General features: G+C 76.2%; 14 protein-coding genes. 8 read left to right on the top strand and 6 right to left on the bottom strand.

Translation table 11 applies throughout. The features are described 5' to 3' along the window. Positions 1 to 14: 14 nt before the first annotated feature. Positions 15 to 704, bottom strand: a complete 690-nt coding sequence (lipB, locus tag FB586_RS12790) for a lipoyl(octanoyl) transferase LipB (RefSeq protein ID WP_136519731.1) — start codon at positions 702 to 704, stop codon at positions 15 to 17. A gap of 10 nt (positions 705 to 714) precedes the next feature. After that, a complete protein-coding gene (locus tag FB586_RS12795; protein ID WP_246036746.1) occupies positions 715 to 1,215 on the bottom strand; it encodes a MarR family winged helix-turn-helix transcriptional regulator in 501 nt (166 codons plus the stop codon). Between the two features lie 41 nt (positions 1,216 to 1,256). On the opposite strand from FB586_RS12795, the gene FB586_RS12800 reads away from it, so the two are divergent. From FB586_RS12800 to FB586_RS12810, 3 genes are read left to right on the top strand one after another with little or no spacing between them, the layout of a single operon-like run. After that, positions 1,257 to 3,509 carry an MMPL family transporter gene (locus FB586_RS12800; protein ID WP_136519732.1) on the top strand — a complete coding sequence of 751 codons (2,253 nt, stop codon included), beginning with the start codon at positions 1,257 to 1,259 and terminating at the stop codon, positions 3,507 to 3,509. Between the two features lie 10 nt (positions 3,510 to 3,519). Beyond that, positions 3,520 to 4,566: a Gfo/Idh/MocA family protein gene (locus FB586_RS12805; RefSeq protein ID WP_136519733.1), complete on the top strand. Its 1,047-nt coding sequence runs from the start codon at positions 3,520 to 3,522 to the stop codon at positions 4,564 to 4,566. A 55-nt stretch (positions 4,567 to 4,621) separates the two neighbouring features. Then, positions 4,622 to 5,977 (top strand): hypothetical protein, encoded by a 1,356-nt coding sequence (locus FB586_RS12810; protein ID WP_136519734.1) that lies wholly within the window; start codon positions 4,622 to 4,624, stop codon positions 5,975 to 5,977. Here FB586_RS12810 and FB586_RS12815 read toward each other — a convergent pair. From FB586_RS12815 to lpdA, 3 genes are all read right to left on the bottom strand, one after another. Continuing rightward, the gene (locus tag FB586_RS12815) at positions 5,952 to 6,863 is read right to left on the bottom strand and encodes a TIGR01777 family oxidoreductase (protein ID WP_246036747.1); all 912 of its coding nucleotides are present in this window, start codon (positions 6,861 to 6,863) and stop codon (positions 5,952 to 5,954) included. The genes FB586_RS12810 and FB586_RS12815 overlap by 26 nt on opposite strands. A 74-nt stretch (positions 6,864 to 6,937) precedes the next feature. Further along, positions 6,938 to 8,863, bottom strand: coding sequence for a 2-oxoglutarate dehydrogenase, E2 component, dihydrolipoamide succinyltransferase (gene sucB / locus FB586_RS12820; RefSeq protein WP_136519735.1), 1,926 nt, complete (start codon positions 8,861 to 8,863; stop codon positions 6,938 to 6,940). A gap of 27 nt (positions 8,864 to 8,890) precedes the next feature. After that, complete coding sequence (gene lpdA, locus FB586_RS12825; protein WP_136519736.1) at positions 8,891 to 10,273, bottom strand: dihydrolipoyl dehydrogenase; 1,383 nt, start codon at positions 10,271 to 10,273, stop codon at positions 8,891 to 8,893. Between the two features lie 188 nt (positions 10,274 to 10,461). Between lpdA and FB586_RS12830 the strand changes: the two genes are divergently transcribed. Next, positions 10,462 to 10,821, top strand: coding sequence for an oxidoreductase (locus tag FB586_RS12830; protein ID WP_136519737.1), 360 nt, complete (start codon positions 10,462 to 10,464; stop codon positions 10,819 to 10,821). A gap of 78 nt (positions 10,822 to 10,899) precedes the next feature. On the opposite strand, the gene FB586_RS12835 is transcribed toward FB586_RS12830, so the two are convergent. Then, positions 10,900 to 12,378, bottom strand: a complete 1,479-nt coding sequence (locus FB586_RS12835) for a leucyl aminopeptidase (RefSeq protein WP_136519738.1) — start codon at positions 12,376 to 12,378, stop codon at positions 10,900 to 10,902. Positions 12,379 to 12,466: 88 nt separating this feature from the next. Between FB586_RS12835 and FB586_RS12840 the strand changes: the two genes are divergently transcribed. The 4 genes from FB586_RS12840 to FB586_RS12855 are packed head-to-tail and all read left to right on the top strand — an operon-like array spanning position 12,467 to position 14,543. Continuing rightward, positions 12,467 to 12,826, top strand: a complete 360-nt coding sequence (locus FB586_RS12840; protein WP_136519739.1) for a hypothetical protein — start codon at positions 12,467 to 12,469, stop codon at positions 12,824 to 12,826. Further along, positions 12,823 to 13,275 (top strand): hypothetical protein, encoded by a 453-nt coding sequence (locus tag FB586_RS12845; protein WP_136519740.1) that lies wholly within the window; start codon positions 12,823 to 12,825, stop codon positions 13,273 to 13,275. The genes FB586_RS12840 and FB586_RS12845 overlap by 4 nt, the downstream gene beginning before the upstream one ends. Positions 13,276 to 13,284: 9 nt before the next feature. Further along, the gene (locus FB586_RS12850; protein ID WP_136519741.1) at positions 13,285 to 14,334 is read left to right on the top strand and encodes a quinone-dependent dihydroorotate dehydrogenase; all 1,050 of its coding nucleotides are present in this window, start codon (positions 13,285 to 13,287) and stop codon (positions 14,332 to 14,334) included. Further along, positions 14,331 to 14,543 carry a hypothetical protein gene (locus FB586_RS12855; protein WP_136519742.1) on the top strand — a complete coding sequence of 71 codons (213 nt, stop codon included), beginning with the start codon at positions 14,331 to 14,333 and terminating at the stop codon, positions 14,541 to 14,543. The genes FB586_RS12850 and FB586_RS12855 overlap by 4 nt, the downstream gene beginning before the upstream one ends. Position 14,544 lies beyond the last annotated feature (1 nt).

A 14,544-nucleotide genomic window follows, 5' to 3' on the forward strand; every position in this document is an offset into this window, starting at 1 on the left:
GCCCCACCGGCGGCTCAGACCGCCGCGGCGTGCGTGGGGGTGCTCGCGGCCAGCAGGGGCGTGAGCACCTCGCGCAGGTGCCGCTCGACGACGGGCGCCACCTCGGTGACGGTGACGGGACGGCCCGCCTCGGCGGACAGCGACGTCACGTCGGCGTCGTCGATGCCGCACGGCACGATGCGCTCGTACCACGTGAGGTCCGGGGAGCAGTTGAGGGCGAAGCCGTGCATGGTGACCCCGCGGGCCACGCGGGCCCCGATGGCGGCCACCTTGCGCGCCCGGCGCGGTGCCGGCGTGGCCTCGGGGTCGTCGGCCGGGAGCCAGACGCCGCTGCGTCCCTCGACGCGCTCGGTGGCCACGCCGAGGTCGGCGCACGTGCGGATGAGCGCCTCCTCCAGCGCGCGCACGTAGCGGACGACGTCCACGGGCTCGGCCAGGCGCACGATCGGGTAGCCGACGAGCTGGCCGGGACCGTGCCACGTGATGCGGCCGCCGCGGTCGACGTCGACGACCGGGGTGCCGTCGGTCGGTCGGTCGCTGCGCGCCGTGCGCTTGCCCGCGGTGTACACCGGCTCGTGCTCGAGGAGCAGCACGACGTCCTCGCGCGTGCCGGCCTCGACGGCGGCGTGGACCTCGCGCTGCAGCGCCCACGTCGGCTCGTACGGCTGCAGCCGGGTGCTGAGGTCGAGCGGTTCGACGCGCATGCCCGCCAGGCTAAGCCCTCGCGGAGGCGTCGTCGCCGTCCTCTCCCGCGCCGGGCCGGCCGCCCGGCGCGGGGACGGACCGGTCCGGCCGGACGACGAGCAGCAGCAGGTCGCGCAGCTGCGCGCGCTGCCGGTCGTCCAGGGGCTCCAGGACGCGCTCCTGCGCCGGCTCGGGGTCCGCGGACGCGAGGAAGGCCGCTGTCCCGGCCGCGGTGATCGCGATGACGTGCCGGCGCCGGTCGTCGGGGTCGGGCCGGCGGCTCACGTAGCCCGTGCGCTCCAGGCGGGCGAGGACGCGGCTCATCGTCTGCTCGGTGACGCCGCACGCCTCGGCGAGCTCCCGCTGGGACATGTCGCGGGCCGTGAGGTGCACGAGCACCGGGTGGCTGGCGTGGTTGAGGTCCCACGCCGCGAGGTGGGCGTTCCACTCGCGCTCCATGCGGCGGGCCGCGGCGGAGAGGAGCCGGCCCACGGGCCAGTGGTCGATCGGGCCCTGCGTGGTGTCGCTCACCGTGTTCCGCCTTCCGTTTGCCCGGGCGCGGGGGACGACCCATGATTCTCAGCATGCTGAGGAAATCGTGGGCGCGCGCCCTGGCGGTGACCGTCGCGCTGCTCGTCTGGCTCGCCGTCGGCGGCGTGGGAGGCATGGCCCAGGGCCGGCTGGCGCAGGTGCAGACGAACGACGCGGCGGCGTTCCTGCCGTCGTCGGCCGAGTCCACGCGGGCCGCCGAGGCGTCGCGCGAGCTGGTCGACAGCCAGACCCTACCCGCGCTCGTCGTGCTGGCCCCCGCCGAGGGCGGCAGCGTCACCCGTGCGCAGCTCGCGGCCGCGCAGGAGGTCGCCGCGGCCGTCCCGGACCGGCCGGTCCCCGGCGGCGACGGGACCTGGGGCGACCTGCTCACCGGCGACGTCGTGCCCGTGCCCGCCGAGGACGGGGAGGCCGTCCTGCTGGCCGTGCCCCTCGACGCCGACCGCGGCGAGGAGCGCATCGGCGAGGAGCGCGTGTCCGCGCTGCTCGTCGAGGACCTCCGCGAGCTGCTCGCCCAGGACCTCGGCGCCACCGCCGACGAGGCCGGCGACCTCGGGCTGAACGCCTGGGTGACCGGGCCCGCGGGCTTCGTCACCGACCTCAGCGGTGCCTTCGCCGGCATCGACGGCATCCTGCTGCTCGTCGCTCTCGGCGCGGTCCTGCTCATCCTCGTCGTGGTCTACCGCTCGCCGTTCCTGCCGCTCGTCGTCATCGTCACCGCCGTCTTCGCGCTCGCGCTCGCGGGCCTCGTCGTCTACCACCTCGCCGACGCGGGCGTCCTCGTGCTCAACGGGCAGTCGCAGGGCATCCTCTCGATCCTCGTCGTGGGCGCGAGCGTCGACTACGCGCTGCTGCTCGTCGCGCGGCACCGGGAGGAGCTGCGCCGCCACGACCACCCGGCGGACGCGCTGCGGCGCGCCTGGCGGCGGTCCCTCGAGCCGATCCTGGCGAGCGCGGGGACGGTCGTCGCCGGGCTGCTCTGCCTGCTGCTGTCGCAGCTGGCCTCCAACCGCAGCCTCGGCCCGGTCGCCGCCATCGGCATCGGCGCGGCCGTCCTGTCCGCCCTCACGCTGCTGCCCGCGCTGCTGCTGGTCGCGGGCCGCCGGTCCCGCGTCCTGTTCTGGCCGCGCGTGCCGCGTCCCGAGCAGGCCGTCGCGCCGACGACCCACGGGGCGCACGCCGCCCCGGGGGACGACCTGGCGGACGCCTCCCGGCTGTGGGCCCGCTGGGCGCGGTGGGTCGCCCGGCACGCCCGGCCGGTGTGGGTCGGCACCGCCGTGCTGCTGCTCGGGCTCGCGGCCTTCGTGCCGACGCTGCGCGCGACCGGGACCAGCCAGACCGACGTGTTCCTCACGCCCGTGGACTCCGTCGCCGGCGAGGAGGTGCTCGCGGAGCACTTCCCCGCGGGGGCGGTGCAGCCCGCCACCGTGGTCGTCGACGAGTCCGAGGTCGACGACGTCGTGGCCGCCGCGCGGGACGTGCCCGGCGTGGCCTCCGCCGCGCCGTACACGGGCGCGCCCGCCGGTGCGCCGGCCGGGGACGCACCACCCGTCGTCGTCGACGGGGTCGCCCGCGTCGACGTCGTCACGGAGGCGCCGTCGGACAGCCAGGAGGCCGTCGACGTCGTCGCGGACCTGCGGGCCGCCGTGCAGGAGGTCGCGCCCGACGCGCTCGTCGGCGGTGCGGCCGCCGAGACGCTCGACACCCAGCTCGCGGGGGAGCGGGACCTGCGGGTCATCGTGCCCGTCGTCCTCGCGGTGATCCTGCTCATCCTCGTCGTGCTGCTGCGGTCCGTCGCCGCCGGCCTGCTGCTCATGGCCGCCAACGTCGCGTCCTTCGCAGCGGCGCTCGGGGTCGCGGCCCTCGTGTTCGACCTGCTCGACCTGCCCGACGCCGACCCCGCCGTACCGCTGTACGGGTTCGTCTTCCTCGTCGCCCTGGGCGTCGACTACACGATCTTCCTCATGACGCGGGTGCGGGAGGAGTCGCTCGCGCACGGCACGCGGGCGGGCATCGTGCGCGGGCTCGCCGTCACCGGAGGCGTCATCACGTCGGCCGGCCTCGTCCTCGCCACCACGTTCGCCGCCCTCGTCGTGATCCCGCTGCTGTTCCTCGCGCAGATCGCCTTCATCGTCGCGTTCGGCGTGCTGCTCGACACGTTCGTGGTGCGCAGCCTCCTGGTGCCCGGGCTCGTGCACGACCTGGGGCCGCGCACGTGGTGGCCGAGCGCGCTCTCCCGGCGCCGGGAGACCGGCGCGCACGCGGCCGGTGCCTAGAGTGACGGCCATGGAGCCTCTGCGGGTCGGACTCATCGGCTACGGCGGCGCCGGGCGCGGCATCCACGCCCGGCTCCTGCGCGAGACGGGGGACGAGGTCGTCGCCGTCGTCACCCGCAGCCGCGCGGACGCCGTCCGGGAGGACTGGCCCGCGGCGCGCGTCGTGCCCGACGTCGACGCGCTCCTCGCGCGGCCGGAGGACCTCGACCTCGTCGTCGTCGCCAGCCCGACCGGCGACCACGTCGCCCACGTGCGCGCGACGCTCGAGGCGGGGGTGCCCGTGCTCGTCGACAAGCCCCTCGCGACGACCGAGCGGGACGCGCAGGCGCTCGTCCGGCTCGCGCAGGAGCGCGACGGGCGGCTCACGGTCTTCCAGAACCGGCGGTGGGACCCCGAGCAGCTCACCCTGCGCGCGCTGCTCGACGCCGGCGAGCTCGGCCGGGTGCACCGCTTCGAGCGGCGGTGGGAGAGGTTCCGCCCCGAGCCGCAGCACCGGTGGAAGGAGCAGGACCCCGACGCCGGCGGCCTGCTGCTCGACCTCGGCGCGCACCTCGTCGACTCCGCGGTGCAGCTGTTCGGGCCGGTGCGGCGCGTGCACGCCGAGCTCCGCGCGCTCACCACGCCGGCCGTCGACGACGTGTTCCTGGCGCTCGAGCACGCGCCCGACGCCGACGGCCACGTCGTCCTCTCGCACCTGCAGGCGGGCGGGCTGGTCGGTGCACCCGGCCCCCGCACGCGCGTGCTGGGCGACCGCGGCGCGTACCTGGTGACGAGCTTCGAGGGCGAGCCGACGCCGTTCGCCGCCCTGGACGACGCGCAGGATCACGCGCGGCGCACCGAGGAGCCCGAGCACGAGGGCTGGCTGGTGCGGGGCGCCGAGCGCACGCCCGTGCCGCGCGCACCGGGCGGCCACGCCGACGTGTACCGCGCCGTGCGGCGCTGGCTGCGCGAGGACGGGCCCGTGCCCGTCGACCCGCAGGACGCCGTGCGGACCGCGCGGGTCCTCGACGCCGCCCGGCGTGCGGCGGACGAGGGCACGACCGTCGTGCTCGCCTGACCGGGCCTGTGGACGGAGCGGGACGCGCCCGAGCGCGGCCCGCTTGGATGGTGCGGTGCACCCCGCCCTGGTCCCCGACGACGTCGTCCGCCTGCTGGCCGACCGCGGCCACGCCGTGGGCGCCGCCGTCGGGACCGACGGCGCGTGGTGGGTCGCCCAGCCCGTCGGCGACGACGCGGGCACGCCCGTCGAGGTGCAGGTCGTGCGCGTCCCCGCCGACGACCGCCTCCGCCACCTCGCGGGCCTGCTGCGGGGCGTCGAGCACCCGCACCTGGCCCGGGTGCTCGACGTCGTGCCGCTCGACGCCGGTCGGGTCGCCGTCCTCGTCGAGCACGTGCCGGGTCCCACGCTCGCCGAGCTGCGCGCCGCACGCCCACCCCTGACCGACGGCGAGGCCGTCACCGTCGCGGTCCCCGTGGCCGAGGCGCTCGGCGCGCTGCACGCGGCGGGGCTCGCGCACGCCGCGGTCGCCGCCGACCGCGTGGTCGTGCGGCCCGACGGCTTCCCCGTCCTGGTGGACGTGCGCGGCGCGCTCACCGGCAGCGGCAGCCCGGACGGCGACGTGCGGCGGCTCGTCGCCACGGTGCTCGGCGTGCTCGCACCCGTCGAGGCGCAGCTCGCCGCCGGCCTGCCGGACCTCGTGCGGCTGCGTCCGGCGCTCGAGGACGTCGCCCGCGCCGCCGTGCCGACGGCGCAGGACCTCGTCGCCGCGGCCTTCGCCGCCGCCTCGCCGCAGCCCGTGCACATCCCGGCCCCGGAGGCGCTCGCCGGCGCGCAGGTGGCGCTCGCCGGCGGCCGGTCCCTGCCGCGGGCGCCCGCGGGCGCGCCGCCCGCACGGCGCGAGCGGCGTCCTCGCCGGGGTCGCCGGGTCCCGGTCGTCGTCGCCGTCGGCCTCGTGCTCGTGGCCGGGGGCGTGCTCGTGATGCGTCCGACCCTCGCAGAGCGTGGGGACGCCGGTCCCGGCGTCGTGCCCGCCAGTGCGTCGCCGGTCGCCTCGACGACCGGTCCGCTGCCCACCGACCTGCAGGAGGAGGTGCTCGCGGCCGCGGTCGACCTCACCCGGCGCCGGGCGGAGGCGCTCGCCGCCGCGTCACCCGGCGCGCTCGACGACGTGCACGTGCCCGGCTCGCCGGCGCTGGCGCGCGACCTCGAGCTGCTCGACCGGCTCGCCGGTGCGCGCAGCGAGGGCCTCGCCGTGCAGGTCGCGTCCGTGGTGCCGGCGGGCGGGACCGGCGACGGCGACCGCGTGGTGGCGGTCCGGTCGTCGGTCGCCGCGCACACCCGGGTCGCGACGTCGGGGGAGCGGACGCCGGTCGCGGAGACCGGCGAGCGCACGGTCGAGCTCGTGCTGCGCCGCACCGACCAGGGCTGGCGCGTCTGGGACGTCAGGGAGCCGGCCGGCCCGTCCTGACCCAGCGGGCGACCTCGTCGGGCGTGCCGTGCTGCGGCACGAAGCCCGACTCGCGCAGCACGTGCGGGTCGGCCCGGATCGACCCCAGCACCTCGCTCGAGAAGTCCCCCAGCGCGACGCGCACGGCCGCAGCCGGCACGGGCACCGTGAGCCGCGCACCGAACGCGCGGCGCAGCGCGTCGAGCAGGACCGCGTGCCGGTCCGCCCGGGCGACCAGGTTCGCCGGACCGTGCACCGGAGCGGTGAGCAGGTGCTCGATGGCCGCGACCTCGTCGGGCAGGCTGATCCAGCTCCAGAACTGGCGGCCGTCACCCAGCCGGGTCGCGACGCCGGCACGCAGCGGCAGCAGCAGCCGGCCGAGCGCGCCGCCCTCGGGGCTGAGCACCACGCCGGTGCGCAGGTGCACGACCCGCACCCCGGCGTCCTCCGCCGGGCGCGTCGCGTCCTCCCAGCGCCGGACCACGTCGGAGAAGAAGGTGCGCCCGAGCGGCTCCTGCTCGGTGAGCACCGTGTCCCCGCGGTCCCCGTAGGCGCCGATGCCCGAGGCCTGCAGCAGCACGCGCGGCCCGTCGTCGCGCGCCGCCAGCGTTCGCGCCAGCAGCCCGGCCGTCTGCACGCGCGACGCCACGACCTCGCGCTTGCGCGCCGGCGTGAGCGGCCTGCTGCCGACGTTCACACCCGCCAGGTCGACCATGGCGTCGGCGGCGGCGACCGCGTCCGCGTCGATGGTCCCCGCGACGGGGTCCCAGCCGATCTCGTCCCCACCCCGGGGCGAGCGCCGCACGAGCCGGCGCACCTCGTGCCCCCGGTCCGTCAGGTGACGCACGAGCGCCGTCCCGATCAGCCCCGAGGACCCCGCCACCACGACGCGCATGCCACCGCTCACGTGCACACCCTCCCGGTACGGCGCGGGCCGCGCACCCCGAGGGGTGCGCGGCCCGCGTGCTGACGACCTGGCGGTCAGAGGCCGAGCTCGGCCTCGAACGCGCCCTCCTCGAGACGGTTCTTCACCGCCGTGAGGTAGCGCGACGCGTCGGCGCCGTCCACCAGGCGGTGGTCGTAGGAGAGGCAGAGGTAGCACATCGACCGGATGGCGATGACCTCCTCGCCGTCCGCGTCCTTGACCACGACGGGGCGCTTGACGATCGCGCCCGTGCCGAGGATCGCGGACGTGCCGCCCGGGACGATCGGCGTGTCGATGATCGCGCCGCCCGAGCCGGTGTTCGTGACCGTGAACGTGGCGCCGCTCAGCTCGTCCGGCGTGATCTTGTTCGACCGCGTCCGGGTGGCGAGGTCGTTGATCTTCCGGGCGATGCCCGCGAGGTTCAGGTCGCCGGCCTCACGGATCACCGGGACGACCAGGCCGCGCTCGGTGTCGACCGCGATGCCGACGTTCTCCTGGCCGTGGTACGTGATGGTGGTGCCCTCGAGCACGCCGTTGACCTTGGGGTAGGTCTTCAGCGCCTCGACCGCAGCCTGGACGAAGAACGGCAGGAACGTGAGGTTGACGCCCTCGCGCTTGGCGAAGTCCGCCTTCGCCCGCGCCCGCAGGCGCGCGATCCTCGTGACGTCGACCTCGACGACCGTGGTCAGCTGCGCCTGCGTGTGCAGGGCCTCGACCATCCGCTCGGCGATGATCTGGCGCAGTCGGCTCGCCTTCTCCGTCGTGCCGCGCAGCGGCGACACGGCGGGCGGCGCGGCCTTCGCCGCCGCGGGGGCGGCGGCCGGGGCGGCGGCCGCGGGCGCGGGGGCGGCCTTCGCGGCCTCCTCGGCCTTGCGGGCCTCCTCGGCCTTGCGGGCGGCCTCGAGGACGTCCTCCTTGCGGATGCGCCCCCCGACGCCGGTCCCCGTCAGGGAGGCGACGTCGACGCCCTTCTCGGCCGCGAGCTTGCGGACGAGCGGCGTGAGGTACGAGCCACCGGCCGTGGCGCCCGAGGACTGCTGCGACTGCTGCGACGTCGGCTGCTGCGCCGCCGCCTCCTGCGCCGCCGGGGTCTGGCCCGCCGCCTGGGCGGACTCGACCTCGGGCGCCGGGGACTCGTAGCCGCCCGGCTGCGGGGCCGCCTGCGCCTGCGCCGGCTCCTGCTGCGCGGGCTCCGGGGTGGCGGCCGGCTTGGGCTCGGGCGCCGTCTGCGCCTGCTCGGGCTGCGCCTGCTCGGGCTGCGCCGGCTGAGCGGGCGCGGCCGGCGCCGCGGCGCCGGAGCCGACGACCGCGAGGACGGCGCCGACCTCGACGGTCTCGTCCTCCTGCACGCGGATCTCCTGCAGCGTGCCGGCGACCGGCGAGGGGATCTCCGTGTCGACCTTGTCGGTCGAGATCTCGAGCAGGGGCTCGTCGACCTCGACGGTGTCGCCGACCTGCTTCAGCCAGCGGGTGACGGTGCCCTCGGTGACGGACTCGCCGAGCGCGGGGAGGCGGACCTCCTCGCCACCCTGCGCACCGGCCGACGGCTGCGCACCGGCCGACGGCTGCGCGTCGCCGGAGGGCTGCGAGGACTCCGACGGCGCCGGGGCGTCCTCGTGCTCCTCGACGCTCTGCACGGCCGACGTCTCCGCCGCGGTCTCCTCGACCTGCGACTGCTGCGCGGGCTCGTCCTGCGCGGCCTGCTCGGCCTGCTGGGGTGCCTCACCGGACGCGCCGGCGCCGTCGCCCGAGCCGATGACGGCCAGCGTGGCGCCGACCTCGACGGTCTCGTCCTCCTGGACGAGGATCTGCTCGAGCACGCCCGCGACGGGCGAGGGGATCTCGGTGTCGACCTTGTCGGTCGAGATCTCGAGCAGCGGCTCGTCGACCTCGATGGTGTCGCCGACCTGCTTCAGCCAGCGGGTGACGGTCCCCTCGGTGACGGACTCACCGAGGGCGGGGAGCTGCACGTTCTCGGACATGACCGCTCGTATCTCCTTCGATCCAGGTCAGTTGTGGGCGTGCAGCGGCTTGCCGGCGAGGGCCAGGAAGGCCTCGCCGAGCGCCTCGTTCTGCGTCGGGTGGGCGTGGACCAGGGCGGCGACGTCCTCCGGGTACGCCTCCCAGTTCACGATGAGCTGGCCCTCGCCGATGAGCTCGCCGACGCGCGCACCGATCATGTGCACACCGACGACCGGCCCGTCCTTCTGGCGGACGAGCTTGACGAAGCCCTGGGTGGCGAGGATCTGGCTCTTGCCGTTCCCGCCCAGGTTGTACTCGAGCGTCTCGACGTTCTCGGCGCCGTGGACCTCGACGGCCTTGGCCTCGGTCAGGCCGACCGACGCGACCTCGGGCTCGGAGTAGGTCACGCGGGGGATGCCCGACTCGACGATGACCGGCGGGTTGAGGCCCGCGATCTCCTCGGCCACGAAGATGCCCTGCTGGAAGCCGCGGTGCGCGAGCTGCAGGCCGGGGACGATGTCCCCGACGGCGTAGATGTTGCCGACGCCGGTGTGCAGGCGCTCGTCGGTGATGACGAAGCCGCGGTCGAGCGTGATGCCCTGCTCCTCGAAGCCGAGGTCGGACGTGCTCGGCCCGCGCCCGACGGCGACGAGCAAAAGGTCGGCGTCGAACGTCTTGCCGTCCTCGAGCGTGACGTGCACGCCGTCGTCGTCCTGGGTCACGCCGGAGAAGCGGACGCCGAGGTTGAACTTGATGCCGCGCTTGCGGAACGCGCGCTCGAACGCCTTCGACAGCGCCTCGTCCTCGTTCGGGACGAGGTGGGGGAGCGCCTCGATGATGGTGACGTCCGCGCCGAACGACTTCCAGACGCTGGCGAATTCGGAGCCGATGACGCCGCCGCCGAGGATGATGGCCGACTTCGGCACGAAGTCGAGCTGGAGCGCCTGGTCGGACGTCATGACGCGCCCGCCGATCTCCAGACCGGGCAGCGAGCGGGCGTAGGAGCCGGTACCCAGCACGATGTGCTCACCGGTGAGGGTGCGGTCGCCGACCTGGACCGTGTTCGGGCCGGTGAGCTTGCCCCAGCCCTCGACGACCTCGATCTTGCGGGACTTGATCAGGCCCTGCAGCCCCTTGTACAGGCGCGCGATGACCGCGTCCTTGTACTTGTTCACGCCGTTCATGTCGATGCGCTCGAGGTGCGTGTGCACGCCGAAGGCCTCGCCCTCGCGGGCGTTGTCCGCGACCTCCGCCGCGTGCAGCAGCGCCTTGGTCGGGATGCAGCCGTTGTGGAGGCAGGTGCCGCCCACCTTGCTGGCCTCGACGAGGGCCACGGTCTTGCCGAGCTCGGCGGCGCGCAGCGCGGCTGCGTAGCCGCCGCTGCCTCCGCCCAGGACGACGATGTCGAAAGCGGTGCCGGTGTCGGCCACGTGCTACTCCTCGCAGGCTGTGGGATCGGGCTGCCGCCCCATCTTGGCATCCCCGCTGACCGGGCACGAACCCGCCGACACCGGTGCGGCGTGTGAGTCGGGCGACAGTCGTCCCATGTCTCGGCGGTCCCGAGCCCGGGTCGGGGGAGTCCAGGTGGCGTCCAGGCGCGCTCGGTAGTCTGCCGGTCATGGGTCTGTTCTCCCGCCGCCGGCGCAGCGCGTCCGCGGCCGCGCCGGACGCGGTGCCCGAGAAGGAGGCCCGCGCGGCCACCCTGGCCTACCTGGCGGAGTTCGTCGCGACGCGCGTGGGCGTCGAGGCCTACGTCGAGCCGCGGACGAACGTCACGCAGACCACCGTCATGCTCGTCGCGACGGACGGCGAGTGGACCCGCCGCAAGGTGCCCGACGAGCGGACGGCCGCGGCGCTCGCGCGCGAGCTCGGCATCCCCGTGTACGACGTGCAGCGCACCGGCTACCCGCAGCGGGTGCGGGACTGGAACGCCCGGCAGCGCATCGAGCGTCAGCGGCGCGCCGCCGAGCGCGGCTGAGCCGCGGTCCCCAGGACGGACGACGGCGCCCCGGCCGCGAGGTGCGACCGGGGCGCCGGCACGTCCGGGCGTGCGCCGTCAGGCGCGCTGCTCGAGCAGCCGCAGCAGGGTGCGCACGCCGACGCCGGTACCGCCCACGGGCGTGTAGCCGTGCGCCGCGCGCTCGTTGAACGCCGGCCCGGCGATGTCGAGGTGCGCCCACGGCGTCGACCCCACGAACTCCTGCAGGAAGAGGCCCGCGGTCAGCATGCCGCCGAAGCGGTCGCCGATGTTCGCGATGTCGGCGACCTTCGACTTCAGGCCCGCACGCAGGTCCGCCGGCAGGGGCATCGGCCAGAACTGCTCGCCCGCGTCCTGCGCGGCGCTCACCACCTCGGCACGCACGTCGTCCGTGCCCATGACCGCCGACACGCGGTGGCCGAGCGCGACCATCTGGGCACCCGTGAGGGTCGCGATGTCGATGACCGCGTCGGGACCCTCCTCGACCGCCGCGACGAGCCCGTCGGCCATGACCAGCCGGCCCTCGGCGTCGGTGTTGAGCACCTCGACGGTCTTGCCGCCGCGGATGGTCAGCACGTCGGAGGGACGCTGCGCCGTCCCGGACGGCATGTTCTCCGCGAGGCAGAGCCAGCCGGTCACGGCGACGGGCAGGCCGAGCCGCGCGGCCGCGAGCACCGTGTGCAGGACGGCGGCGGCGCCGGCCATGTCGGACTTCATGGCCTCCATGCCGGCCGCCGGCTTGATGGAGATGCCGCCGGAGTCGAACGTGATGCCCTTGCCCACCAGCGCGACCGTGGCCCGCGGACGCGACGGCGCCCACGCGACGCGGACGAGCCGCGGGCCGCGCGCCGAGCCCTGGCCGACGCCCACCAGGCCGCCGTACCCGCCGGCGGCGAGCGCCTTGTCGTCGAGCACCGAGATCTTCAGGCCGCGCACGCCCGCCTCCTTCACGGCGGCCTTCGCGAGGTCGGCGAAGGCGGCCGGGTAGAGGTCGTTCGGCGCGGCGTTGACGAGGTCGCGCGTGCCGTGCACGGCCGCGGCGACCACCTCGGCGCGGGCGAGCGCCTCGGTCGCGGCCTTGTCCTTCGCCCGCGGCGTGACGACCTGCAGCCGGGCCACGGGCTGCGCCGCCTCGGGGCCGTCGCCGGTGCGGTACCGCGTGTAGGTGTAGGCGCCGAGCAGCGCGCCCTCCGCGACGGCCGCCACCTCCTCGGGACGGTCGGCCGGGAGCGCGAGCGCCACCGACGACGTGCCGGCGAGCTCCCGCGTGGCGGCGCCCGCGGCGCGACGGAGCGTCTCCGGCCCCAGCGCGTCCGCCGGCCCGACCCCGGTCAGGACGAGCACCGAGGCGGCGAGGCCCGGAGCGGGTACGCGCCGCACCTCGTCGGGGGCGCCCGTGAGGGCGAGCGTGCGCGCGTCCCGCAGGAGGGCCGCGCGCAGGTCCGCCGGGAGGGCACCGCCGTCGAGCAGCTCGACGGCGCCGTCACGGGTACCGGCGGCGACCACGAGGGCGTCGACGGCGAGGCGGGCGGGGTCCTGGCTGGTCAGCGAGATCACGCGTCGATGGTAGACGGCGGGCCGGACGAGGCGGTCCGGGCGCCGCACGTGCGTGTGCGCCGACCGCCCGCGGGTACGGTGGGGCACCGTGCTCGTCCCCCTCTTCTGGCTCGTGGTCGCCACGTGCGCCGCGCTCGCGGCGTGGGCGGGCTGGTTCGTCGTCCGCGACCGCGCCGTCGTCCTGCGCCAGCTCTGGGCCGGCGCCGTCGTCGAGGGTCTGCTCGTGCTGCAGGCCGTGGTCGCCGGGATCCTGCTCGCGACGGGGGCCGGGGACGTCGACGGCGCACTGTTCTGGGGGTACGTCGTCACCCAGCTGATCGTGCTGCCCATCGCGGCCGCCTGGGCCTTCGCCGAGCGGACCCGGTGGAGCTCGGTCGTGCTGCTCGTCGCGACGCTGACGGTCGCGTTCCTGGAGTACCGGCTGCTGCAGATCTGGGGGGCCGCATGAGCGCGACCGCGTCGCGACGGGGCCGGGCCACGGGCGCCGGGCCGGGACGGCTGCTCGTCGCGGTCTACGGCGTCCTCGCGCTCGCGGCGACGGCACGCGGCCTCTACCAGGTGACGACGAAGCTGGCCGAGGCGCCGCTGGCGTACGTGCTCTCGCTCGTGGCGGGCCTCGTCTACGTCGTCGCGACGGTCGCGCTCGCCACGGACCGGCGACGGCTCGCGTGGGCGACCGTGCTGGTCGAGGCGGTCGGCGTGCTCGTCGTCGGGACGCTGTCGCTCGTCGACGTGGGCGACTTCCCGGACGAGACGGTGTGGTCGGGGTTCGGCAGGGGCTACGGCTACGTCCCGCTCGTGCTGCCGTTCCTCGGGGTCGCCTGGCTGTGGCGCACGGGACGGGCGCGCGACGCCCGCGGGCCGGACCGCCACGGCGGCGACCGCGCGCTCGACTAGGTTGGTCGCGTGTACCGCCTGCTCTTCGACCTCGTCCTGCGCCGCCTGGACCCCGAGCAGGCGCACCGCCTCGCGTTCGGGCTGATCCGCGCCGTCGCGGCCGTCCCCGGCGTCTCCCACGCGGTCGCCGCGGTGCTCGCGCCGCCGTCCCGGGGCGCGGTCGAGGTCTGGGGTCGGCGCTTCCCGTCGCGCTTCGGCCTCGCCGCCGGCTTCGACAAGGACGCGCACGGCGTCCGCGGCATGACGATGCTCGGCTTCGGGTTCGTCGAGGTCGGCACCGTGACCGCGCAGGCCCAGCCCGGCAACGAGCGGCCGCGGCTGTGGCGGGTCCTCGACCGGCGTGCGTTGCGCAACCGGATGGGGTTCAACAACGAGGGGTCCGCCGTCGTCGCGCAGCGGCTGCGCCGGCTGCGGGCGACACCGGCCGGACGGCGGCTGGTGGTCGGCGTCAACATCGGGAAGACCAAGGTGACGCCGCCCGAGCTCGCCGCGGCCGACTACGCCACCAGCGCGGGGCGCCTCGCGCCGTACGCCGACTACCTCGTCGTCAACGTGTCCTCGCCCAACACGCCGGGCCTGCGGGACCTGCAGGCCGTCGACGCGCTGCGGCCGGTGCTCGAGGCCACCCGCGTCGCGGCGGACGAGGCCACCACGGCGGCCGGCCGCGCGCCCGTGCCGGTGCTCGTCAAGATCGCGCCCGACCTGTCCGACGAGGACGTCGACGCGGTCGCCGACCTGGTCGCCGAGCTCGGCCTGGACGGCGTCGTCGCCGTGAACACCACGATCGCCCACGACCTGGGGCCCGGGGGCCTCTCGGGGCCGCCGGTGCTCGCGCGCGGGCTCGACGTCGTGGCGCGGCTGCGCACCCGCCTCGGTGAGGAGGCCGTGGTGATCGGCGTCGGCGGGATCAGCACGCCGGCCGACGCGCAGGAGTACCTCGCCGTGGGGGCGACGCTCGTGCAGGGGTACACCGGCCTGATCTACGAGGGTCCGGCGTACGCCGCGCGCATCGCCCGCGCCCTCGCGTCCGACGCGGCCCGCGCGGCGGTGCGCCCGTGACCGTGCGGCCGCGCTGGCGCTGGCGGCTGCTCGCCGCGGCGGGAGGCGAGCTGGACCGCCCCACGAGCCCCGTGTTCCTCGCGCGGTTCGACGCCGAGCAGTGGCTGGGGGAGCACTGGCGCGGGCTGGCCGCGCAGGACGTCCGCACGGTGGTGCTCGAGCACGACGGCCGGGACGAGGGCGCTCCGCTGCCGCTGCCGCCCGTCTGAG

The organism is Cellulomonas telluris (genome assembly GCF_004886325.1).
Classification (GTDB): domain Bacteria; phylum Actinomycetota; class Actinomycetes; order Actinomycetales; family Cellulomonadaceae; genus Cellulomonas; species Cellulomonas telluris.